Genomic DNA, 23,844 nt, shown 5'->3' with positions numbered 1-23,844 from the left:
TAGGATGCTATGAAAACGAATAATACTCAATTGGCGATAGCTATAACAACGGCACTCATGCTGACCGCATGTGGTGATGAGTTGACGCAAGCGCCATCTAGTTCAGAAGAACCAAACGAGGTAGTTGCAGTGCAACTACCTGTTACTGATGTCTCAAAAGAAGCGGGTGTTTTTCCATCAGCGCCTGCGGAGGTTGTTGTTGAAGATAAGAGCGATATTGAAGAAGTTCCGAGTGCATTTTTAACCTTTGTGGCTAATTTACCGGCCGCTAATGAGGTTAATGCCGCTTTCATTTCTGATTCTCATTTTATTGATATCGATGTATATAGCGTGCCATTTGCCTCTTTTGATGAGTACCATGATGGACTTGATGCATGTGAAACATCGACTGGAAGTGTAAATGATTGTTTTGAAATGACTTGGGTTAGCGGGGGCGTTGTTGACAGCCTTAATCCTGAATTGCAATTTGGTTTTATTCCAGGCAATTATTTGGTTAAAGCAACACCGTATCATCAAAAAGCCAACGGCGATGTGGTTAATCAAGGCGCTATTATTGCGTTTTCTGAACTCAGTTCTGGTGAGCATTCAATTCCTTTATATGCTTTAGAGGCAAATTGGACGTTCGAGACACCTGTTGATCTGGTTTTACTTAATCAAGCAGACCCTTTTGATTTAAATAGTGATGCAGTCGTAGACGCTAACCCGATAACAGATGAAATAGAGTCGTTTGCTGAAGTGTTGCTGCTTGATAATGATAGTCCTTTGAGTACATTGCATCTGCCTTCGATCGAACGCGCTGCGGCATTTTCTTCTAATGTTAGGCAGCTTCATAACCCCATTATTGAGCAAACCCATCACCTTGATAGTAATAGTGAATTTGTGCCAATTCTAAGCCAGGTTGTTAATGGGGACATCACGCCGATTGATTACTCGAATTATTTAATCTCTGATTATGCTTCATCTGATTCAATGGGATACCAATTCGCAACACGTAATATGAGTTCGGCTTCTGTTGCTTTTAGTTACGCTGATGGCGTTGTTAATCAAGACCTGCATTTAGGCAGCTATGCATATAACTACATGGAAGGGGAAGGTGAGCAAGTTCAAGGTGTGAATGCGGGGCTCTTTTTTGTGAGTGATTGGTCTGAATTTCTTGGTGATAGCACTGACGTTGCCGGTGAGTCGATAGAAGAGGATGGTTGGGTTTATCCGCATGCTTCTGACTCGCTAGATGCGTTTGAGCATGTTTATAGCATGGTTGAAACAAATGATTTGGGTGAAACCGCGGAAGTCGACAGTTCTCTATATATAACCAATTACCTATCTTTTAGATCGGTATATCAAGATCTCGATGGTCTGTTAGCTGCTTTTGATAACGAGACCTTTACAACGATGAACATTCAAAGTGGTGTGCGAATTACGGGGTCGTTAATAGAGTATGCAATGCAAAGCTCACAAGGTCTTCTTACGCCTTTATCGCCTGAAGATGCCGTGGCGTTATTGCCAACACATGACGACATTGTCACCTTATTAGGTGTTGCTTTGATAGACGATATGTTATCTGAAAATGAAGTGAGTGCTGCGAATTCACGTTCTGATGCATGCTTTGACCTATCAAATCAAAGAGACTTGTTAACCGATGGCGTTAGTGTTGCGTTTATTGATGATGAATGGCAAGCCGGCGCTGTTAATTATTCTTACACCGTGACATTTAATTCTGAGCTTAATATACATGAAGTTGAGGGAGATGATTTAAATGGCGATGGCAGCGTTGATTATTTTGAAACGGGTGTATTTGCAAACACAACTTGTGAATATGACCCTGATTTAGACGCCGATGTGTGCAGCGATTTAGATGGTGATGGAGAAGGTCATTTTTATGAATCAATTGCAGCCTCGACTCGTACTGACGTTGACATTGAAGTATGCGTTCATCCTATTATTTTAAATGCGTCTTCTTTGGAGATGCCACAAGCAGATTTAGAAGTTGTTATTTCATCAGAAAAATAATTTTTAATAAGACAAACCAATATTAATTAATAGTAAAACCGAATATTCAAAGAGGGAAAGGCAATGAAAAAACATAATCTAGCATTAGCCATTTTGGCCACATTCGGGTTAGCAGCCTGTGGCGATGATCAAATGAAAGCGCCACAGCAGGTTGACTCAAATTCGTCGACACCTGTAGTGAGTGCACCAGCAGATGATAATACAGCGGTAGAAGTTGCAGCGCCGGTGGTCAATGTACCTGTTGTTTCTGCTCCTGTGGTAAGTGAGCCTGTTGTAACCGCTCCGGTTGTTTCTGCACCTGAGCCCGTTGTTTCAGAAGCAGATAAAACAGCGGTTGTTAGTTTTGCTGCGCGATTTACTCATAACGAAGTACGAGCCGCTTATATTGGGCAAACCGATTGGATTGATATTGAAGTTAAACGTGTACCCGCTGCATCTTACGAGGAATTATCTGATTGGTTAGATGATTGTGATGATTATGATGTGTACGATTGTGGATTTATGGACTCTTATGCTGGTGGCGGCACCATCAATAATGAAAACCCATCATTAGATATCAGTTTGCTACCTGGTAATTATGTGATTATTGCTAATCCGTATACCACAAATGATGATGGTAATGACGAGAGCCAAGGACGAATTGTTGCGTTTGCAGAGTTGAGCTCAGGGCAACATATGCTACCGCTTTATGCGATGCAAGCAAATTGGGAATTTGATGCCCCAGTTGATTTAATGCTGCTAAATGAAATGAACCCATTTGATGATGCTGATGATGCATTACCAATGGATTTTAATCCGATGACTGATGCTGTTGAAAATGCAGCTGAAACTTTGGGTTTGATGGCTGATATGAGTATTGATAGAGTGCATATCGGATCAAAAGAAAGTTTGATGAATGCAACTGGGTTAGATTTATATAACGTCGATTATTCTGACATTACGGAAGTGTTAGATGTATTAACTTATCATTGGGGTAGTCGCTTAATTCCAGTGTTAGGTCAAGGCGCAGATTCATTGCAAATGCTTGATGCGTTAGGGCACGACGATACAGAAAGCATGTATGATGATATGGATAATTTTATCGGTGATGTTAGCTTCTCAACGAGCTTTTCTAATTCAGAAGCCGTTTATCATTACGCTGATGGCGTAACGACGCATATACTCGAATTAGGTGATTATTCGGTTGATTTAGAGTATGAATTTAATGATGGCTCGTATGCAGAATATGGAGCTGGCTTATTCTTTGTATCAAACCCTGATGATGTTTTTGATGGAGAAGAAGGTGATGCAGGTGTTTATACTGATTTAGATATCGATGTATACCCTGATAATAGTTATCCAATGGAGCATTGGTTTGATGTGCTAGCGGTTGATGAATTTGGCGATGAATATATTGAAACAGATAGCATACCGATTGTGTATGCAGGTGCTGAAATATATTCAACGGTTGATTCTGGTGGCTTTATTGCTTCTTTAGGTAGCACTCAATTTGTTGATGGCTCGACTATTATGGGGTACTTGGTTGAGTATACTTATAATATGGAAGGTACCGTTGTTGTACCTGATCCAGATACTGCCGTCGCACCGCCATCTCATGACGAAATCATGGATAATGTCATGTTCCATGCAATGCTTGATGATATGAAAGATTATATGGATGGTAACGTTGTATCAGCGGCCAATGATCGTAGTGATATGTGTTATGACCTAGATGAAATGTCGATGGAATCACAATGGACATCGTATGCGTATATTGATGACATGTGGCAATCAGGTGTCGTTAATGATAGTTATTATATTGAATGGATTGTGGGTGAAGATCGTCCGTTAGGTGAATTAAGCTTATCTGTAGGTGATGCCGACCAAGATATGGCTTATACCGAATCTTGGGATTATGTGGCTCATATCACAACAACGATTGATGGTGAAACCTTAGACGTTGTTAATGATTTAGATGAAGTGATTGCGTCGGCAACGGTTGATACTGCCGGTAGCTATACGGTTGTATTATCTGAAGAATATGCAATTAATGATGCAGACCCTCTTGATGCTCCGACTATCGTGCCTGATACAGATGAAGCCGTACTTTATTATTTAGCTGCAGATGGTGATTATACTGGCAATATCATGTTACATGTGTGGAATGATGACGTTTGTGACGCATATGCTGGAACCGATACGACTTGGGATGATGGTTTGATCCCGATGATGGATGGAGATCAAGGTGCATATTGGGTTATCCCGACAACGGCTACCGACTTAAATTGTCTTAATTTCGCAATTTATGATGTAGATGACAATGCGGACTGGGATCAACCGGTATCGGATATGGATCAGATGTTTGATTTATCACAAGGCACAATGGCCTTTACGACCGATGCGATGGAAGATATGGTTGCATACACGGCCCCAGATTTTGGTTATGAAGACGTTTTAGTCATCGATCTAGAAGATGGGCATGTGGATTTTGTTGAAGCATTGGTTTCTGGGTATGGCATTTTCGGTGATGACTTAAATGAAGATGGTATGGTAATGCCATTTGAAACGGGCGTTTTCTATAACGAAACATGCATGTGGGATGATGAAACTAGCATGCAAGTTTGTGATGATTTAGATGGCGATACGGTGGGCGAAATGTACGAAATGGCCAGCACAAATGTTGTGGGTACCGGTTCGGCTGAAGTGTGTGTTCATCCTGTTACATTAACCGCTTCTGATTTGGATTACCCTACCGCTGATTTAGGTGTGGTGATTTCTAGCGAGAAATAGCTTTTTGTAATAAGGTGTACCATAGTTAAAAGGCCTGCCTAGCAGGCCTTTTTTGTTTTTTATGGATGTTTATGATTGCTCGTTATTTAATTTTTTTGCTTCTTATTATTTTTAGTCTCAATACGGTTAATGCAAACAGTGTCATTGTAAAATGGCAAGCTAACGTTTTATATAGTGAACGAGTCTTAGCGTTATCTGCTTTTCCCTTTGCTGAACTCACTCAAGAGTGGCTGGCAGAAGACCCTTCCGGTGCAAGTTATACGCGTTTAACAATTCCTGATCATCAGAGTGATGCCGATATTCTTTTGGCTTTACGGTCACTTGATATTGTTGCCAATGTTGAACTTGACCAAGTGAGTAAAATTAATCAATTACCTAACGATCCTGATTTTACAGAGCAATGGCATCACACCAGATTAAACTCTGAGTCATTATGGTTACGCAATTTGGACTGTTCTAATGTGACGATTGCCGTTATTGATACTGGGGTTCAGTTAGATCATCCTGAATTGATTAGTAACTTATGGTTAAACCCTTTTGAGATAGCGGGTGATAATATCGATAACGATTTGAATGGTTATATCGATGATATTAATGGTATTAATTTAGTCGAAAATCAAGCAATACCTGAAGATGATAATGGCCATGGTACGCATGTATCGGGTGTGATTGGTGCACTTGGTAATAATGGTAAGCAAACTGTTGGGGTATGCTGGCAAGCCAGTATTATGAGCGTCAAAGTTTTAAACGCTAATGGCGCGGGTCCAATCTCTAATATTATTGAAGGCATATACTATGCCATTGATAATGGCGCTAAAATTATTAATTTATCGTTAGAGTTTGGTGATTATAGCCAAGCGATTGCCGATGCCATTGAATACGCTGAATCAAAGCAAGTTGTTGTGGTTACTGCGGCGGGTAACTCTGGCCGCAACTTACAGAAACATCCTGTTTACCCCGCAGCCCTAAGTTCTATTTATTCTAATTTAGTTAGTGTGGCCGCGACTAATGAATCGGAATCACTATGGGATAAATCTAATTACTCGGCTAATTTAGTTGATGTGGCAGCGCCTGGTGAAGGTATTTTCAGTACATGGTTAGACAGCAGCACTAAGTATTTATCGGGCACGTCTATGGCTACGCCTATAGTGAGTGCCGCTATTGCCCATTATTTGACTCTGCAGCCTTCAATTGCGTTAAGTCATTTAAAACCTAACTTATGGCATGCGACTCAAGAAAATGACAGCATACGGTATTTAGAAAAAATACGCAGTGGCGATGGGCTTAATTTACTTGAATTAATCAATTCACCTATACAAGCCTATTCTGAATTTTATCGATTTAATGTGCAAGACAATGCACAAGACAATGCACAGAACAACGAAAATGAGAGTGAAATACAGTTTGACGGTACGCAACTTGATAATATTTCTCATTTAAATTTTTATCAGTTAACTCAGCAAGGTGTAGATAAACATAATTTAGACATTATCACGCAAACTAATAATATGATGCGCGTAAAGCTAAATACTCAACGTATTGGCTATTTTGTTGGTGTTGATTTATCAGGTAGAGAAACTAAGCCGTTATTTTTTGAACCCGATCTTTCTCCGGTTGAAATTGATAACATTAAAGTTGAAGGTAACAGTGTATTGCTAAACTGGAACCCGAATGAGTATGCTGACCGTATTTCTATTTTTCGCCGTAAAGGTTTTGGTTGGTCTAAGCTTGCCGATGTAGAAAGTGACATTTTAGAATACCGTGATGATGCGGTACTCGAAAATAGTCAGTATCAATATCGAATACGTGCATCTTATGAGTATTGGTCGCCGGCCGCTAATACTTTAGTCACTAAACACTCAAGCTATTCAAGTACCGTGATTTTAAATGATTTAACACAATACTGGCTGACTCAATCGCTTTTTTCAGTACCTTATAACGAGCCGGTCACTATCCCGCTTAGGTTTAATCACGCTGATGATATTAACTATGCTTTAAATAACTCATCGTTACCCGTTGGTTTAACATTAAATAATGCAACGGGAGAGATCCAAGGTGTTGCTGCTGAGATCAGTCGTGATGACGTGAGTATTATTGCGGAAAATAAAACAGAAAATTGGCAACAGTTATTAGATATTAACATTGAAGTCAGTAGCCGGGCTGATTGGTGTTCTAGCTATAGCGATATCGGTAGAATGTGCATTAGCGCTGAGCAATCATTGAGTAGCGTGCAGTGGCTTTCGCGTTTGCCTGACGATACGACTCATGAAGCAGAACAATTGATATTACAAATTGATTCTATTCAGAATGATGCTTTAACACTTAATTTTCAATTTCTTGATCAAACATATTATACGTTGCAAAAAATTGAGGTATGGCAACAAGCAGAGTGGAAAGATATATCGGCTGACCTTGTAAGAGATGAGCAAGGTCTTTCGGTGCCTATTGCGGTTAACTCGACACGCAATTTATTTAGATTAGTGGCGGGATTACGAGATCTTGATAGTGATGGTGTTGCTGATATCTCGGATGCATTCCCGCAAGATGCGACAGAATGGTTAGATACTGACAATGATAGTGTTGGTGATAATGCCGATGTATTCCCGCAAGATGCGACAGAATGGCAAGATTCAGATAGCGATGGTGTCGGTGATAACGCGGATGTTTTCCCACAAGATGCGACAGAGTGGCTAGATACTGACAATGATAGTGTTGGTGATAATGCCGATGTTTTTCCGCAAGATGCGACAGAATGGCAAGATTCAGATAGCGATGGTGTCGGTGATAACGCAGATTTTTTCCCAAAAGATGAGACAGAATGGTTAGATACTGACAATGATAGTGTTGGTGATAACGCCGATGTATTCCCGCAAGATGCGACAGAATGGCAAGATTCAGATAGCGATGGTGTCGGTGATAACGCGGATGTATTCCCACAAGATGCGACAGAGTGGCTAGATACTGACAATGATAGTGTTGGTGATAACGCGGATGTATTCCCGCAAGATGCGACAGAATGGCAAGATTCAGATAGTGATGGTGTCGGTGACAATGCCGATGCTTTTCCATTAGACCCTGATAAAACAGTACCCGATTCTGCGGGAGGGGGATTATCAATAATTTGGTTGTGGTGTTTGGCTTGGTTATTTAGCTATCGTTGGTTTATTTCATTATTACGCTTTAGCGCGTAATATCACTACCTGGGTTACTTAAGTAAAATGTGAATCACGCCTATTAGTTGGTTTAGATATGCTGGCAAATATAGTCTTTTTTGTCGTTTTAATTCCCCCTTTCTTTTAAGCATAAAATAATGACATGGTTTGGACTCTCCCAATGTGACATTCATTATATTTTGTTCTCTACTTAGACCGTTTTGCTCTTATCAAAAAACACCCACATCTTTTATCCACTGTTTTCAAGGCTTTGCCGAAAAATTCAATTTTAACTGTGTATATACCCAGTTGTCATATCTTATTTTAATCTTGACAAAATAGGCCTGCGCCCCGAAACTGTGCCATTGTGGGTAAAAGTGGATCTTTGTGGATCAAAGTGGTTTTTCCAATTAATCGTGTGGGTAGGTAAGTTACGTGTTTAGAGGCTCTCATTTGTTAACAATGGATGATAAAGGTCGGATCGCAATTCCGACACGTTATCGTGATCTGTTGCAAGATGAATGTGGTGGCTCTGTGATCTGTACGATTAACTTAAACCAGCGTTGTTTATGGCTTTACCCGTTAACTGAATGGGAAGCGATAGAACAAAAACTATTGAAATTATCTGATATGGATCCACAACAAAGTCGTGTAAAACGTTTACTTTTGGGTAATGCCAATGAGGCAGAAATCGATAAAAATGGTCGATTTATCATTCCAAGTGCGTTGCGACAATACGCTAATTTAAAAAAACAATTATTGCTGTCAGGCCAAGTTAATAAATTTGAAATTTGGGCTCAAGATGAATGGGATCAACAAATGGAAAATGATATTAACGCAATGCATGCACCTGATTACGAAATAAGTGAACGACTACAGGATTTATCGTTGTAATGGAACAAGCTCAAGCTGGTCATATAAGTGTTTTATTACGAGAGTCTGTTGATGCCTTAGCCATAAAGCCTAATGGACTTTATGTTGATGGTACATTTGGCCGTGGTGGACACAGTCGAGAAATTTTAAAACAACTCGGGCCTGACGGGCGTTTAATCGCCTTTGATCAAGACCCGACAGCAATTGAATTTGCGAACACACATTTTAATGATCCACGTTTTACCATTGTTCATAGTAATTTTGCCAATATGCAAGATGAATTAACAACGATGAATTTAATGGGGAAAGTTGACGGCATTTTATTTGATTTAGGGGTGAGTTCACCACAACTTGATGATGCTGAGCGCGGTTTTAGTTTTATGCGTGACGGCCCACTTGATATGCGTATGGACTCATCTAAAGGTCAGTCGGCTGCTCAGTGGTTGAAAACAGCTGAACGAGACGACATTGCCTATGTATTAAAAGAATACGGTGAAGAGCGCTTTGCACGAAAGATTGCGGCGGCAATTGTGTATGATCGTGATACTAAACCGTTTGTTCGTACGCTTGATTTAGCGGGGTTATTAGAGCGCATTATAAAAAAGAAAGAGCCTGGAAAACATCCTGCAACACGCACGTTTCAAGCTATTCGGATCCAAGTTAATGGTGAGTTAGATGCGATAAAGCAAGTATTGACCGATGCAATTGATATGTTGGCCATTGGTGGTCGTTTATCAGTTATTAGTTTCCATTCACTAGAAGATCGTATTGTGAAACGCTTCATGAATGAAAAAAGCAAAGCTGTTGCGGTGCCACGAGGCTTGCCTGTAACGGATGATGAGCTCAATAAACACATCAAATTAAAAACGATTGGTAAAGCGATAAAACCGACAGCACAAGAAGTTGAGTTGAACACGCGCTCTCGAAGCTCAGTTTTACGGATTGCAGAACGGTTACGTGGCGAATAACGAGCAATTAGATAAAACACCCAATTTAGCTTGGGTCATTATTAAAGATTGGCTCGATCATAAGCTGATCATTGTATTGGTACTTGCTGTTTTAAGCAGTGCATACGCGGTTGTTTATTTTGCATGGAAAAACCGTTTACTCAATACACAAGTGCAAAAATTACAAGATAGCCAAGATAGACTCGATGTAGATTGGCGCCATATGTTGCTCGAACTTAACGCATTATCTGAACATAGTCGAATTGAGCAAATGGCTAAAGATGACTTAAAAATGAAACGGGCTATTCCCGCTGACGAAATTATTATAGAACCTTAGATGAAAAAGCGAACTGGAAAACCAAAACAACAACAAGTGGGACGCTGGCGATTTTATGTCGTTTTTGCGACGGTTGCGCTTGTGTTTTTTGCCTTAATTTCTCGTGCTGCTTATATCCAAGTTATTCAACCTGACATGTTGCGAAAGCAAGGTGATGCTCGAACTCATCGTTATCTAGCGGATAATGTTCATCGTGGCATGATTAAAGATCGCAACGGTTTAGAGTTAGCTATCTCAGCTCCTGTCAATACTGTTTGGGCTGACCCCGTCACGATCAATCGTTACCATGGCCTTACTTTAGAGCGTGAGTGGCGTGCATTAGCCGATGTGCTGAATGATCCTGTTGATCGTTTGCTCGATAAAGTGAATGTTGCTATTGAGAAAGAAAAACGCTTTATTTATTTGGGTCGCCAAATAACCCCCGCTTTAGCTGAATACATAGACCAATTGGACATTCCAGGTGTCTATTTGCGTCCAGAGTCTAAACGTTATTATCCGTACGGTGAAGTGAGTGCACATTTAGTTGGCTTAACTAATATTGATGACGATGGGATCGAAGGGATTGAAAGTTTATACAATGATGAATTGACAGGTGAAGCTGGCAAACGCCACGTATTAAAAGATGCTCGAGGGCAAGTGATCAAAGTGCTTAATGTTGATGAAGCACATCCAGCTCAAGATATTTATTTATCGATAGATCAAGGCATTCAAGCGCTTGCTTACCAAGAGCTAAAATCAGCGGTTCAGTACCACGATGCTGACTCTGGCTCTGTCGTTATGGTTGATGTTAACACCGGCGAGATATTAGCGCTGGTTAATAGCCCAAGTTACAACCCGAATAATCGTAATACTTATAGCGCGCGTAATGCTCGAAATAGGGCGGTTACCGATGCTTTTGAACCTGGGTCGTCAATTAAACCGCTAGTGGTATTGTCGGCGTTAGAGTTTGGTTCTGTTAGTCCTGGTGATTTAATCGATACGTCTCCTGGTTGGATGCAAATTGGTGGTCGTCGAGTTCGAGATGGTCGCAATAATGGCAAAATGGATTTGATTTCGATATTGCAAAAATCCAGTAATGTTGGGGTGACTAAATTGGCGTTATCTATGCCGGTTGAACATTTTTTAGATGCTTATTACAACGCGGGTTTTGGTACTGATTCTGGCAGTTCTATATTGGGTGAAAGCTCAGGTGTATTTTATGACCGTCGCCGTTGGTCTGATTTCGAATTAGCGACGTTATCATTCGGTTATGGCCTTTCTGTTACACCAATTCAGCTCGCTCGGTTTTATGCGACGATAGCGGCTGGCGGTATTCAACGACCGCTTTCGATTATAAAAAGAGATACCGCTCCAGAGGGTGATCGAGTTTTTGCTGCGAGTTCAAGTCGTCAAGTTTTACGTATGTTAGAACGAGTCACCGAAGAAGGTGGAACCGGCACGCGAGCTGCAGTTGAAGGTTATCGTATTGCAGGTAAAACAGGCACATCGCGAAAAGCGGTTGCGGGTGGTTATGGCCATGATTATTACAGCACCTTTGTTGGAATAGCGCCAGCCAGTAAGCCGCGTATTGCGTTGGTGGTTGTGGTTAATAATCCTAAAGGTGATGAATACGGTGGTGGTGATGTCGCGGCGCCTGTGTTTAGTAAAATAGCGCAAGGTGCTTTACGTATTTTAAATGAATCACCCGATCAAGAAGGTTCAGTGACATTAGCTAACCGACAAGGAGGCAAGCCAAGTGCCTAACTCGTTGTCGTTGTTTAATAATATTTGTAAGGCTGATTTGCCTGATATTGAGTTTGAGCGTTTACAACTTGATTCAAGAAAAGTGGATACACAAACGGTATTTATTGCTTTGCTGGGCGCGCGGCTTGATGGCCGTCAATATATACACCAAGCAATTAAGCAAGGTGCCGTTGCTGTTTTGGCAGAAGCCGATACAGATAACCCACACGGTCGAGTTAAAACCTTTAACGCAGTGCAAATTATTTATATCGCACATCTGTCAAGCTTACAAAATGCATTGGCAACTGCCTGCATGTCATCGATGATTTCAGATTTTCCCTTAATAGCGATAACCGGTACTAACGGCAAAACATCAATTGCGGATATGACATATCAATGTTTACTTTTTTTAAATAAACAACCCGCATATTTAGGTACGTTAGGCGTAAAAACACCTAATGATGAAAAGGAATTGGCTAATACGACCCCTGTTGCAATTGAATTATATAACTTGCTCGCTGACATTAAGCTCGCAGGCTCTGATATTTGTGCTTTAGAGGTATCGAGCCACGCATTAGTTGAGCAACGGGTGCATGGATTGGCTTTTTTTGTGAGTGCTTTTAGCAATTTATCACATGACCATCTTGATTTTCATGGTGATATGTCAAGCTATTATCAAGCCAAAAAAGCGCTTTTTACTCAGTATGATGCAAACGCTTTTGTGATTAATATTGATAATAAATGGGGTTCATTATTAGTTGAAGAATTAATGAATGAGGCGAGCGTTGAAAATGCAAAAATCATTCAAGTTGGCCGCTCTGCTGCTTTAACTCAACAGCCTAATTTTGTACAAGCATGTGATATTAAAGTGCTTCCGCATGGATTTAAATTTGCTTTAAAAACAACAACAGAGACCGTTAAATGTCAGTTGAATTTGTTGGGGCAATTTAATATTGAAAACGCATTAGTCGTCGCCGGTATTTTACTAGCTCAGGGATTTACGTTAACTGAAGTGATGCAAGCGATTGAAAGTATTAATGCAATTAAAGGTCGAATGGAAACTTTTTATTGCCCCGATAAACCTTTATTAGTTGTTGATTTTGCTCATACACCAGATGGATTAGCACAAGCTTTACAAGCTTGTCGTCAACATTTGTCATCTACTGATTGTGCTTTGTATGTCGTTTTTGGCTGTGGCGGTGATCGAGATATTGATAAAAGACCTTTAATGGGGCAAGTGGCAGCACAGTATGCGGATCGTATTATTATCACGAATGATAATGCACGTAGCGAAGATCCAATGATGATCGCAAATGCAATCTACGATGGAATTTCTAATAATACAGCGGTAGAGATTGTACTCGACCGCAAAGCTGCCATTGCACAAGCTTATCAGCAAGCTCAACCGGGCGATGTTGTTTTAATCGCCGGAAAAGGGCATGAATTAACTCAAGAAATAGGCTCTGAAAAAATAAAATATAACGAAAGAGCTTATGTTCAGCAATTGATGGAGCGCGCAGCATGATAAAAATGAGTCTGCAAGAAATTTGTGAACTATGCAAAGGGCAGTTTATTGGACTTGATACGCCTATCGAACAAGTCAGTACGGATACACGTGAAATTAAAAGTGGCTCTTTGTTTATCGCCTTAAGAGGCGACCGTTTTGATGCACATGCTTTTATCGAACAAGCGATTGAACAAGGGGCAAGCGCGGTTGTGGTTGATCATGTACTTGAGCTTGATATACCTCAAGTTGTTGTTGATGACACCCGCGTTGCGCTAGGTTTAATTGCTAAAGGTGTAAAAGCGTTAAGTAAAGCGGTGACTATTGCTATCACCGGTAGTTGTGGCAAAACAACGGTTAAAGAACTATTAGGATCTATTTGCGCACAAGCCGGTCAAACTTTAATGACACAAGGCAATTTAAATAACGATATTGGTGTGCCATTAACTTTACTTAATTTAACGCTCGAACATGAGTATGCGGTTGTAGAGCTCGGTGCTAATCATATTGGTGAAATATCTTATACGGTTGATTTGGTACAACCCGATGTCGCGCTCGTTAATAATGTTTCAGCTGCTCACCTTGAAGGTTTTGGCTCTCTTAATGGTGTTGCGCAAGCAAAAGGCGAAATATACGGTGGCTTAGCGCCTGATAAAGTCGCTGTGATTAATTTAGATTGCCCGTATATCACGCGTTGGCACGGCCGTTTAGAAAAAGTAAATACACTCAGTTTTGCTTTGCAGCACCGATCTGCAGATGTGAGTGCGGCTGACATTCGTTTTAACGCATCGGGTTATGCTGAATTTAATTTAGTCCACAAAAGTAAAGCCTACCCGATAACACTCTCTTTGCCGGGGCAGCACAATATTCAAAATGCGCTAGCGGCGGCTACATGTGCTATTGCTGCGGGCATTGCGATTGAATCGGTTGTAGTCGGTTTAAACCGAGATGTTACGGTACAAGGCCGATTAAATAGAATCGAAATTAGCCCAACACTTGTTGCTATTGATGATACTTACAATGCTAATTCAGCTTCAATGAAAGCGGCGTTAGATGTATTGGCGCAAACAGGTGGCCGTAAAATATTTGTGATGGGCGATATGGCTGAATTAGGTAATTATGCCCGTAAAGAGCACCAAATGGTGGGGGATTATGCGCGCTCTATAGGGATCTCTGAATTGTTTACCTTAGGTGAACTTAGCTTGCATGCTCACACTGGGCATACCCATCGCCATCATTATCATGAACTTGATCATTTAATGGTCGCACTGCATGCCGAGTTAACAGCTGAACCAACCACTATTTTAGTAAAAGGTTCTCGTAGTGCAAAAATGGAAAGAGTAATAGAAGAATTGAAAATTTTAGGAGTTAATGAATGCTAGTTTGGCTAGCCGAATGGCTAACACAATATGAGCCTGGTTTTAATGTTTTTTCGTATTTGACGATGCGGGCCATATTAAGCATTTTAACGGCTTTAATGTTGTCATTGTATTTAGGACCCAAATTGATCCGTTATTTACAACGGATGCAGATTGGTCAAACGGTTCGTGATGATGGCCCTGAATCCCATTTTTCAAAATCGGGTACGCCAACGATGGGCGGTATTTTGATTTTAGGTTCGATTGTTTTTGCTTCTTTGATGTGGGCAGATTTATCAAATCGTTATGTTTTAGTGACTTTATTTGTTGTGGTGAGCTTTGGCCTAATTGGTTTTGTTGATGATTACCGCAAAGTGATCCGCAAAGATTCTAAAGGCTTAATTGCGCGTTGGAAATATTTTTGGCAATCGACTTGTGCGTTGTTAGTTGCTTTTTTCTTGTATTACACCGCTCAAGACCCAAATGAAACGGTACTCTTAGTGCCATTTTTTAAAGAAGTTTTACCACAGCTTGGCGCTTTGTATTTACTGGTTTGTTATTTCGTTATCGTTGGCACGAGTAACGCGGTTAATTTAACCGATGGATTAGATGGATTAGCGATTGTGCCTACGATTATGGTTGCGAGTGCATTTGCATTAATTGCGTATGTTACAGGTAATGTTAATTTTTCTGCTTATTTAAATATTCCTTATTTACCTTTAACCAGTGAATTAGTCATTGTGTGTACCGCGATTGTTGGCGCTGGATTAGGGTTTTTATGGTTTAACACTTACCCAGCTCAAGTTTTTATGGGCGATGTAGGCTCTTTAGCGTTAGGCGCTGCATTGGGCGTGATCGCTATTTTAGTAAGACAAGAGCTCATCCTATTTATTATGGGTGGGGTTTTTGTTATTGAAACGCTGTCGGTTATTTTACAAGTCGGCAGTTATAAATTACGGGGTGAACGTATTTTTAGAATGGCTCCCATTCATCATCATTATGAATTGAAAGGCTGGCCAGAGCCGCGCGTGATCGTGCGATTTTGGATTATTAGTTTAATGTTGGTATTGGTTGGTTTAGCAACCCTGAAGATAAGATAAAATATGACTTGGCTTAAACGTAACAATCATAAGAAATTTTGTGTACTGGGCTTAGGGCTGAGTGGACTTTCTTGCGTGCGTTATTTATTAAGTCAAGGTATTGTGCCTGCAGTTTGTGATACTCGAAAGCAACCGCCATTGGTTGATCAACTTGATTTAATTCCAGAGCGCTTAGCGCTGAAGTTTGGTTTTGTTGATTCTGAATATTTACAACAATTTGATTATATTTTAATGAGTCCAGGCATTGACCCTCGTCAAAGCTGGATCGAAGATGCCCAAGCTGAAGGCGTTGAGTTAATAAATGAAATTGAACTATTTTCGCATGCAATTGAGCATATCCAAGAAAATAGAACGCCAGTTAAAGTGATTGCGGTTACAGGCTCAAATGGTAAATCGACTGTTGTGAGTTTATTAGGCGAAACACTTTTGGCTGCGGGCATATCAAATGCTGTTGGCGGAAACATAGGGCGTCCAGCTTTAGACTTATTAAATGATAATCCTGATGTTTATGTGCTTGAATTATCTAGTTTTCAATTAGAATTTTGCCCCAGTTTTTCTCCTGATATAGCTTTATTATTGAATGTAAGCGAAGACCATATGGATCGCTACAGCAGTATGGAAGAATATACTGCGACTAAAAAGAATATTTATCGTGGTGCTCAATTAGCCATTTTTAATGCTGATGATGATTTAACTCAACCTAATGAATGTTATCGACAAGTTAGTTTTGGCCAATCGAAAAATGCCAAATGGCAAGTGATTGATGATCGAGCCTGTTATTTAAATCAACCGGTATACTCTTTACAAAATGCAGGCCTTGTCGGTGTACATAATCAACTGAATATGCTTGCGGTTGCTGCCGTCATGTTTGAATTTTCGGCTATTGCCGAAAAAGTTGAGCACGCATTTCAGCATTACACCGGGTTAGCCCATCGATGTCAGCGTATTTCTCAGCGTTTTGGTGTTAATTGGCTCAATGATTCAAAAGCGACTAATGTCGGTGCGACTTTAGCGGCTCTGAATGGGTTAGCGAATGAGCAGGGGCAATTGATATTGATTGCAGGCGGTGTCGGTAAAGATGCTGATTTTGAACCACTCCGTTCAGTGTTAAATGAGCAAGTCAGTCAGTTGATCACATTTGGCCAAGAAGGACATTTAATTGCGAGTCTAAAAGCAAGTTCAACTCAAGTTGATGATTTAGAAGGGGCGGTTAAGTTAGCGGCATCATTGGCTAACAATGGTGATACGGTGCTGCTTTCACCTGCTTGTGCTTCGCTCGATATGTTTAAAAATTTTGAACAGCGCGGTTTGGCTTTTATTCAAGCGGTGGAGGCCTTAGATGAGTTTAGTTGATCAGCTCACCAAGCCGACATGGCAAGAACAGATGAGTGAGTTAGGCAATAACGTATTTGGTAAGGGTCAAGACCATGCTTTATATGATCGGACTTTAGTTATCTTATGTTGCATTTTATTGGCGACTGGGTTGCTAATGGTGGCCTCTGCGTCGATTCCTGTTGCCAGCAAACTGTATGATAACCCGCTGCATTTTGCCATCCGGCATATTGTTTATTTAGTTTTAGGGTTTATTACGTTCATGGCGGTAATACAAATACCGATGTCATGGTGGAAAAAATATAACCCTTATTTATTAATGGTCGCATTTGGTTTATTAGTGGCCGTTTTGTTAGTCGGTAAAACGGTTAACGGTAGTACTCGTTGGTTGGCCTTAGGGCCTTTGAATATACAAGCTGCAGAGCCGGCTAAGTTGTTCTTTTTTGTTTATTTAGCGGGTTATTTAGTTCGTCGAGAAACCGAAGTTAAAGCGAATATTCGCGGCTTTATTAAGCCTTTATGCGTTATGTTTGCCTTGGCGATGCTGTTATTGCTGCAACCTGATTTGGGCACTGTGGTTGTGATGTTTGCGACAACCATTGGTTTGCTTTTTTTAGCCGGTGCTAAGTTAGTTCAATTTTTTGGTTTGTTTATCATGGGCTGTTGTGCGGTTGTTGTGCTTATTTTATCTGCTGAATACCGGGTTCGTCGTGTGACTTCATTTTTAGACCCATGGTCTGATCCATTTGGTAGTGGCTATCAATTAACTCAGTCATTAATGGCCTACGGTCGAGGTGATTGGTTTGGCATGGGCTTAGGCAATAGTATTCAAAAATTACATTTTTTACCTGAAGCGCATACCGATTTTGTGTTTGCTGTTTTGGCTGAAGAAACCGGATTTGTCGGTGTTTTTTTGATTGTTGGTATTGTGTTTTGGCTTGTTGGTAAAATTTTAACGCTTGGTAAAAGAGCGCTTGTCGCCGAAAAACAATTTGAAGGCTATTTTGCGTATGCGATGGCTATTTGGATTAGTTTTCAAGCCGCGGTTAATATCGGCGCAAGTGCTGGCATGTTACCCACGAAAGGTTTAACCCTACCTTTAGTTAGTTATGGTGGCAGTAGTTTATTGGTAATGAGTGTGGCGATCGCGGCTGTTATGAGAATTGACTATGAATTGCGTTTAGAAAGTATTCAAGCAACGCGCTCTAGTAAACCTAAAAAAGAAAATAAATTAACTAAAAGCAAGCAATCCAAGCGTAAGGCTAACAAAAAATGAGTTCAGTTAAGCGCGCAATTATTATGGCGGGTGGCACCGGAGGGCATATTTTCCCTGGGCTGGCCGTTGCTGAAGAGCTTAAAAAACAAGGTTGGCAAGTTACGTGGTTAGGGACAGCCGAGCGTATGGAAGCTCAGCTTGTTCCACAACATGATATCGAAATTGATTTCATTGATATCAAAGGTGTGCGTAATAAAGGTTTATTTAGAAAGCTGTTAACGCCATTTATGTTACTAAACGCTGTATGGCAAGCGATAACCATTATTAAAGCAAGGCGAGCTGACATTGTTATTGGTTTTGGTGGTTATGCTGCAATGCCAGGTGGGTTAGCGGCTAAATTGCTAGCTAAACCTTTGGTGATCCACGAGCAAAATGCAGCGGCTGGTTTAACAAATAGAGTGTTAAGTCGTTTAGCTGATCGTACCTTGATGGCCTTTGCTAATACCAAAGGATTATCAGCTAATACAAACGTGGTAGGAAACCCAGTACGAAATCAAATTAAAGCAGTAGAAGAAACGGCATTAACGGAGTTAAGTATTTTAGTTGTTGGCGGTAGTTTAGGGGCACAGGTATTAAATGAGCAAATGCCAGTCGCACTTAAATTATTAGTTGAGCAAAACATTGATGTTAGTGTTTTGCATCAAACTGGTCGCGGTAATTTAGCGTCGGTTAAGGCGGCTTATGCGGGTATTAACGCAAAAGTCGAGGTTGTTGAATTTATTGACGACATGGCTGCTGCCTATGATTTAGCTAATTTAGTTGTTTGTCGAGCTGGAGCCTTAACGGTTTCTGAGTTAGCGGCGGCTCATATGCCGAGTATTTTAGTGCCGTTGCCACATGCGGTTGATGACCACCAAACTAAAAATGCGGAAATATTGGTTAACGCAGGTGCAGGCATTTTATTGCCGCAAACAGAATTATTAAAAGGTGAGTTAGCTAAGCATTTAATTGCACTAGCACAGCTGCCGAGTTTATTAGTCGAAATGGCAGCGCAGTGCAAAAGCGTTGCCATCGTTGATTCAACCGAGCGAGTTGTCAACGTTGTAAATCAATTAGTTGTAGAGGATTAGAGTGAACATAAACGAAACCGAATTTAAAATACCAGAAATGCGCAGAGTTCAAAATATTCACATGGTGGGTATTGGTGGCTCTGGCATGTGTGGCATTGCCGAAGTGTTATTAACTGACGGTTATAAAATATCGGGCTCGGATATTGCTCATAGTGCTAATACACAGCGTTTAATCGACATGGGGGCTAATGTGTTAATTGGTCATCATGCTGAGAATATTAATTCTGCAGATGTTGTGGTTATTTCCAGTGCAGTTTCTGCACAAAACCCAGAAGTTGCAGCGGCAAAAGAGCAACGGATCCCCGTTATTCAACGTGCTGAAATGCTAGCTGAATTAATGCGTTATCGCCATGGTATTGCGATCGCGGGTACGCATGGCAAAACAACAACAACGAGCTTGGTTGCGAGTATATTTGCTCAAGCCGGTCTTGATCCCACCTTTATCATTGGTGGTCGATTAAACAGTGCAAATACCAATGCGCGTTTGGGTAAAAGCCGATACTTAGTTGCAGAAGCAGATGAGTCAGATGCTTCATTTTTACATTTACAACCGATGATCTCTGTCGTAACGAATGTTGAACCTGATCACATGGATACCTACGAGGGTGATTTCAGTAAAATGAAAGATACCTATTGTGACTTTTTACACAATTTACCTTTTTATGGCATGGCTATTTTGTGTTTTGATGACGAAACCGTTGTTGAGTTAGCCGAGCGTATTGGTCGAAATTATTTAAGTTATGGTTTTACAGATAAAGCGGATTACCAAATAACCGGTTTTTCTCAAGTGGGCAGTACAAGTCATTTTACTGTTTTACGGCCTAAAGCTGAACCATTAACGGTCACGTTAAATTTACCTGGTCAACATAATGCGTTAAATGCAACGGCTGCTATTGCGTTAGCTTGTGACGAAGGGATTGCAGACGATCTTATATTAGCCGCTTTGCAAAAGTTTGAAGGCATTGGTCGTCGTTTTGAACGACTTGGAAATTACCCTGTTGGTGATGGAAATGTTGAATTTATTGACGATTATGGCCATCACCCGACTGAAGTCGCAGCGACGATAAAATCTATACGTGCTGCTTTTCCTGATCGCCGCTTAGTGATGGCGTATCAACCACATCGATTTACTCGAACACGTGATTTATACGAAGATTTTGTAAAAGTATTAGCCGAAGTTGATCAACTTTGCTTACTTGAGGTGTATAGTGCAGGCGAAGCGCCAATAGCGGGGGCAGATAGCCGCTCGTTATGCCGTTCTATTCGTCAACAAGCATCAATTGAACCGCTTTATGTTAGTAAACCTAATGAGTTACCTGCGCAACTCGCTAAAATTATTCAAGCGGGTGATGTGGTTTTAACCCAAGGCGCTGGTAATATTGGCGCAATGGCTAAACTATTAGCCGATTTAAAATTTAATAAGCCGGCTATGGCTGCTTATGTTGAACAAGGAGGTGCGTCATGAGTGAATTTGGTAATGTTGCAGTATTATATGGCGGCACATCTGCAGAGCGCGAAATCTCATTAAAATCAGGTCGAGCGGTTCATAACGCATTGGTCGAGCAAGGTATTACGGCTGGTTTAGTTGATACCCGTGAAGTGTCTCCTTTACAACTTAAAAGCTTAGGTTACGACCGTGTATTTAATACACTACATGGTCGTGGCGGTGAAGATGGTGTTATTCAAGGTGTATTGGAATATTTAAAATTACCTTATGCCGGCTCACGGGTATTAGGATCTGCACTTTGCATGGACAAAATTTTAACTAAACGAGTTTGGCAAAGTTTAGCTTTACCTACCGCAAAATTTCGTGAAGTCAAAACAAGCCAGGCCGGAAATATCGATTTTGAGCAAATGCTAGTCGAGTTAAACGGTAAAGCGTTTGTTAAGCCTGCACAAGAAGGCTCAAGCATTGGTATGAGTATGGTTACCACGGCTGACGAATTAAAAGCAGCCGTTAATAAAGCACTCGAGTTTGGCTGTAATGTGCTGATTGAGCAATTTATTAATGGACCTGAATTTACGGTGTCTATTTTAAATGGCGACGCCTTACCCAGTATTCGGATGCAAACCCCACATGCATTTTATGATTACGAAGCTAAATACCTTTCTAATTCGACTGAATATTTCTGCCCGAGTGGTTTATCAATTGAAGATGAAACTTATATCCAGTCTTTGGCGGTAACGGCTTTTGCGGCCGTTGATGCTGAAGGTTGGGGGCGTGTCGATTTAATGCGAGATGAAGATGGACAGTTTTATTTGCTAGAAGTGAATACCGTGCCAGGTATGACAGAAAAAAGTTTAGTGCCAATGGCGGCTAAAGCTAAAGGTCTTTCTTTTGCTGAATTAGTGGTCACTATTTTAAGATCTGCTCGTTAAATTTTTATGAGTGAACAGGTGACTTGGCAAGAGAAAGTAGCCGCTGTTGGCTGGCCTTTTTGGGCTGGCGTGGTTTTTTTCTTTTGGGTGATTATCGGTCTGGTTTGGCTCATTGAATACGTTGGCAATTGGTTAATTGATGAAAACCAATTGCCAGTAAAAGAAATTGTTGTGCATGGCACACAAAATTACGTTGTAAAAAAAGATGTTATTAATGCATTAGAAAGTCAGATGCAACAGAGTTTTTTTACATTAGATGTAAATCAGGCTCAATTACATTTAGAGTCATTAGCTTGGGTTTACAGCGCGTCAGTACGCAAAGAGTGGCCAAATAGATTAAAAATTTATTTAACTGAGCAAAAGCCGGTTGCGCATTGGAACGGTGATTTTTTTATTAACGAATTTGGCGATGTATTCCAAGCTGAGCAAGATAGGTTATTGCAACCGCTTTCTTGGCTTTATGGCCCTGAAGGTGATGAAAAAAGCGCACTAAATACTTATACGCAGTTGGCTGAGTTAATGAAACTGTATGACATTGACATGACTGAATTGTCATTGTCAGAGCGACATGCACTGAGTATTACGCTCGCAAATGGCGTTAAGTTAAGGTTAGGTCGAGAAGACTGGCTTAATCGAAGTAAGCGGTTTTTACAACATTATCAAATGCTAATGCAGAAACATGAATTAGCATATGTTGATTTACGATATGACACAGGCTTTGCCATTGGTGTAAAGCATGAAAATAATAAATAGAGTTGAGTATGTCTAAAGTAACAGACAGAAATTTAATAGTTGGGCTCGATATCGGTACAGCAAAAGTTGTAGCGGTTGTTGGTGAGGTTTTACCTGATGGCGCTGTGAGTGTTGTTGGGGTGGGTTCACATGCTTCAAGAGGGATGGATAAAGGCGGCGTTAACGATCTTAATTTAGTGATTGAGTCGATCCAGCGGGCAATAGAAGAAGCCGAGTTAATGTCAGGCTGTCAGATTTCATCTGTGTATATTGCTATTTCAGGGCGTCATATCAAATGTCAAAATGAAAATGGCATGGTGCCGATCAATGAACACGAAGTCACTCAAGATGATGTTGATAATGTCATTCATACCGCTAAATCAGTGCCGTTACCCGCTGAGCGCAAAGTGCTGCATGTGTTACCACAAGATTATAGTGTTGATATTCAAGAAGGCATTAAAAGCCCTATTGGGATGTCGGGCGTAAGACTTGAAGCGAAAGTGCATTTAGTGACGTGTGCCGCTGACATGGCGAAAAACATTGTTAAATGTGCGGAGCGTTGCGGTTTGCGTGTTGATGATTTGGTGTTTTCCGCTATTGCCTCTAGCGACTCCGTTTTAACTGATGATGAGAAAGAGCTTGGTGTCGCGGTTGTTGATGTGGGCGCAGGTACGATTGATTTAGTTATTTATGTTGATGGCGCTATTCGTCATAACGCCGTTATCGCGGTTGCGGGTAACCAAGTAACAAAAGATATCGCGCAAATATTTCGGACTCCGATCAGCCATGCTGAGCAGTTAAAAGTTCAATATGCCTGTGCATTACGTAATTTGGTGAGTATTGAAGAAAGTATCGAAGTCCCTAGTGTAGGAGGGCGTCCGGCTCGTTCAATGTCGCGTCATACATTAGCTGAAGTCGTCGAGCCTCGTTATCAAGAGTTGTTTGAATTGATTTATGACGAGATAAAGAAAAGCGGCTTAGAGGATAAAATTGCCGCGGGTATCGTTTTAACGGGTGGCACTTCTAAAATGGAAGGCGCTGTTGAATTTGCTGAAGATATCTTCCAAATGCCAGTGCGTTTAGGTAGTCCAGTTAATTTAAAAGGTTTAACTGAATACGTGGATGATCCCATGTATGCAACATCAATTGGTTTATTACATTACGGTAAAGATCAATTAATGAATCGAGTTTCAAATCGAGTTGATGAAGAAGATGCTAGTTTTTGGCAACGGATCCACAGCTGGTTTAAAGGTGAATTCTAGCTAAGTGGTTGTGCGCTTAGT

17 protein-coding genes are annotated in these 23,844 nt (G+C 40.8%); all 17 read left to right on the top strand.

The window, feature by feature from the left end; translation table 11 throughout:
• Positions 1-9: 9 nt before the first annotated feature.
• The 17 genes from DPX34_RS02445 to ftsA all read left to right on the top strand — a co-directional run bounded on the left by DPX34_RS02445 (position 10) and on the right by ftsA (position 23,823).
• Positions 10-2,010 carry a hypothetical protein gene (locus DPX34_RS02445; protein WP_111976824.1) on the top strand — a complete coding sequence of 667 codons (2,001 nt, stop codon included), beginning with the start codon at positions 10-12 and terminating at the stop codon, positions 2,008-2,010.
• Between the two features lie 63 nt (positions 2,011-2,073).
• A complete protein-coding gene (locus tag DPX34_RS02440) occupies positions 2,074-4,779 on the top strand; it encodes a pullulanase-associated domain-containing protein (RefSeq protein WP_111976823.1) in 2,706 nt (901 codons plus the stop codon).
• Between the two features lie 71 nt (positions 4,780-4,850).
• Positions 4,851-7,970: a S8 family peptidase gene (locus tag DPX34_RS02435; protein WP_198673601.1), complete on the top strand. Its 3,120-nt coding sequence runs from the start codon at positions 4,851-4,853 to the stop codon at positions 7,968-7,970.
• Positions 7,971-8,366: 396 nt separating this feature from the next.
• A complete protein-coding gene (mraZ, locus tag DPX34_RS02430) occupies positions 8,367-8,825 on the top strand; it encodes a division/cell wall cluster transcriptional repressor MraZ (RefSeq protein ID WP_111976821.1) in 459 nt (152 codons plus the stop codon).
• Positions 8,825-9,772, top strand: a complete 948-nt coding sequence (rsmH, locus tag DPX34_RS02425) for a 16S rRNA (cytosine(1402)-N(4))-methyltransferase RsmH (RefSeq protein ID WP_111976820.1) — start codon at positions 8,825-8,827, stop codon at positions 9,770-9,772. Before mraZ ends, rsmH begins: the two co-directional genes overlap by 1 nt.
• Positions 9,762-10,088: a cell division protein FtsL gene (ftsL, locus tag DPX34_RS02420; protein WP_111976819.1), complete on the top strand. Its 327-nt coding sequence runs from the start codon at positions 9,762-9,764 to the stop codon at positions 10,086-10,088. The genes rsmH and ftsL overlap by 11 nt, the downstream gene beginning before the upstream one ends.
• On the top strand, positions 10,089-11,831 hold the full coding sequence (locus DPX34_RS02415) for a peptidoglycan D,D-transpeptidase FtsI family protein (protein WP_111976818.1): 1,743 nt from the start codon (positions 10,089-10,091) through the stop codon (positions 11,829-11,831).
• On the top strand, positions 11,824-13,335 hold the full coding sequence (locus DPX34_RS02410) for a UDP-N-acetylmuramoyl-L-alanyl-D-glutamate--2,6-diaminopimelate ligase (RefSeq protein ID WP_111976817.1): 1,512 nt from the start codon (positions 11,824-11,826) through the stop codon (positions 13,333-13,335). The genes DPX34_RS02415 and DPX34_RS02410 overlap by 8 nt, the downstream gene beginning before the upstream one ends.
• Positions 13,332-14,696, top strand: a complete 1,365-nt coding sequence (locus tag DPX34_RS02405; protein ID WP_111976816.1) for a UDP-N-acetylmuramoyl-tripeptide--D-alanyl-D-alanine ligase — start codon at positions 13,332-13,334, stop codon at positions 14,694-14,696. Before DPX34_RS02410 ends, DPX34_RS02405 begins: the two co-directional genes overlap by 4 nt.
• Positions 14,690-15,772: a phospho-N-acetylmuramoyl-pentapeptide-transferase gene (mraY, locus tag DPX34_RS02400; RefSeq protein ID WP_111976815.1), complete on the top strand. Its 1,083-nt coding sequence runs from the start codon at positions 14,690-14,692 to the stop codon at positions 15,770-15,772. The genes DPX34_RS02405 and mraY overlap by 7 nt, the downstream gene beginning before the upstream one ends.
• Before the next feature lie 3 nt (positions 15,773-15,775).
• Entirely contained in the window at positions 15,776-17,125 is a 1,350-nt protein-coding gene (gene murD, locus DPX34_RS02395) for a UDP-N-acetylmuramoyl-L-alanine--D-glutamate ligase (protein WP_111976814.1), read from the top strand.
• Positions 17,126-17,156: 31 nt separating this feature from the next.
• The gene (gene ftsW / locus DPX34_RS02390; protein ID WP_111977008.1) at positions 17,157-18,380 is read left to right on the top strand and encodes a cell division protein FtsW; all 1,224 of its coding nucleotides are present in this window, start codon (positions 17,157-17,159) and stop codon (positions 18,378-18,380) included.
• Positions 18,377-19,450 carry an undecaprenyldiphospho-muramoylpentapeptide beta-N-acetylglucosaminyltransferase gene (gene murG / locus DPX34_RS02385; protein WP_111976813.1) on the top strand — a complete coding sequence of 358 codons (1,074 nt, stop codon included), beginning with the start codon at positions 18,377-18,379 and terminating at the stop codon, positions 19,448-19,450. Before ftsW ends, murG begins: the two co-directional genes overlap by 4 nt.
• A 37-nt stretch (positions 19,451-19,487) precedes the next feature.
• Positions 19,488-20,915: a UDP-N-acetylmuramate--L-alanine ligase gene (gene murC / locus DPX34_RS02380; RefSeq protein WP_232824635.1), complete on the top strand. Its 1,428-nt coding sequence runs from the start codon at positions 19,488-19,490 to the stop codon at positions 20,913-20,915.
• The gene (locus DPX34_RS02375; protein ID WP_111976812.1) at positions 20,912-21,829 is read left to right on the top strand and encodes a D-alanine--D-alanine ligase; all 918 of its coding nucleotides are present in this window, start codon (positions 20,912-20,914) and stop codon (positions 21,827-21,829) included. Before murC ends, DPX34_RS02375 begins: the two co-directional genes overlap by 4 nt.
• Before the next feature lie 6 nt (positions 21,830-21,835).
• On the top strand, positions 21,836-22,582 hold the full coding sequence (locus DPX34_RS02370) for a cell division protein FtsQ/DivIB (RefSeq protein WP_111976811.1): 747 nt from the start codon (positions 21,836-21,838) through the stop codon (positions 22,580-22,582).
• A gap of 8 nt (positions 22,583-22,590) precedes the next feature.
• Entirely contained in the window at positions 22,591-23,823 is a 1,233-nt protein-coding gene (gene ftsA, locus DPX34_RS02365; RefSeq protein ID WP_111976810.1) for a cell division protein FtsA, read from the top strand.
• Positions 23,824-23,844 lie beyond the last annotated feature (21 nt).

Source organism: Algibacillus agarilyticus, assembly GCF_003286125.1.
In the GTDB taxonomy this organism is placed as follows: domain Bacteria; phylum Pseudomonadota; class Gammaproteobacteria; order Enterobacterales; family Alteromonadaceae; genus Algibacillus; species Algibacillus agarilyticus.
The sequence above is the reverse complement of the archived record's forward strand: the minus strand, read 5'-3'. Positions and strand labels throughout refer to the sequence as shown.

What these genes read in the sequence shown, in the direction of transcription:
- DPX34_RS02445 (WP_111976824.1), top strand. Translation starts at nt 10, where the DNA reads ATGAAAACGAATAATACTCAATTGGCGATAGCTATAACAACGGCACTC.
- DPX34_RS02440 (WP_111976823.1), top strand. Translation starts at nt 2,074, where the DNA reads ATGAAAAAACATAATCTAGCATTAGCCATTTTGGCCACATTCGGGTTA.
- DPX34_RS02435 (WP_198673601.1), top strand. Translation starts at nt 4,851, where the DNA reads ATGATTGCTCGTTATTTAATTTTTTTGCTTCTTATTATTTTTAGTCTC.
- rsmH (WP_111976820.1), top strand. Translation starts at nt 8,825, where the DNA reads ATGGAACAAGCTCAAGCTGGTCATATAAGTGTTTTATTACGAGAGTCT.
- DPX34_RS02415 (WP_111976818.1), top strand. Translation starts at nt 10,089, where the DNA reads ATGAAAAAGCGAACTGGAAAACCAAAACAACAACAAGTGGGACGCTGG.
- DPX34_RS02405 (WP_111976816.1), top strand. Translation starts at nt 13,332, where the DNA reads ATGATAAAAATGAGTCTGCAAGAAATTTGTGAACTATGCAAAGGGCAG.
- mraY (WP_111976815.1), top strand. Translation starts at nt 14,690, where the DNA reads ATGCTAGTTTGGCTAGCCGAATGGCTAACACAATATGAGCCTGGTTTT.
- murD (WP_111976814.1), top strand. Translation starts at nt 15,776, where the DNA reads ATGACTTGGCTTAAACGTAACAATCATAAGAAATTTTGTGTACTGGGC.
- ftsW (WP_111977008.1), top strand. Translation starts at nt 17,157, where the DNA reads ATGAGTGAGTTAGGCAATAACGTATTTGGTAAGGGTCAAGACCATGCT.
- murG (WP_111976813.1), top strand. Translation starts at nt 18,377, where the DNA reads ATGAGTTCAGTTAAGCGCGCAATTATTATGGCGGGTGGCACCGGAGGG.
- murC (WP_232824635.1), top strand. Translation starts at nt 19,488, where the DNA reads ATGCGCAGAGTTCAAAATATTCACATGGTGGGTATTGGTGGCTCTGGC.
- DPX34_RS02375 (WP_111976812.1), top strand. Translation starts at nt 20,912, where the DNA reads ATGAGTGAATTTGGTAATGTTGCAGTATTATATGGCGGCACATCTGCA.
- DPX34_RS02370 (WP_111976811.1), top strand. Translation starts at nt 21,836, where the DNA reads ATGAGTGAACAGGTGACTTGGCAAGAGAAAGTAGCCGCTGTTGGCTGG.
- ftsA (WP_111976810.1), top strand. Translation starts at nt 22,591, where the DNA reads ATGTCTAAAGTAACAGACAGAAATTTAATAGTTGGGCTCGATATCGGT.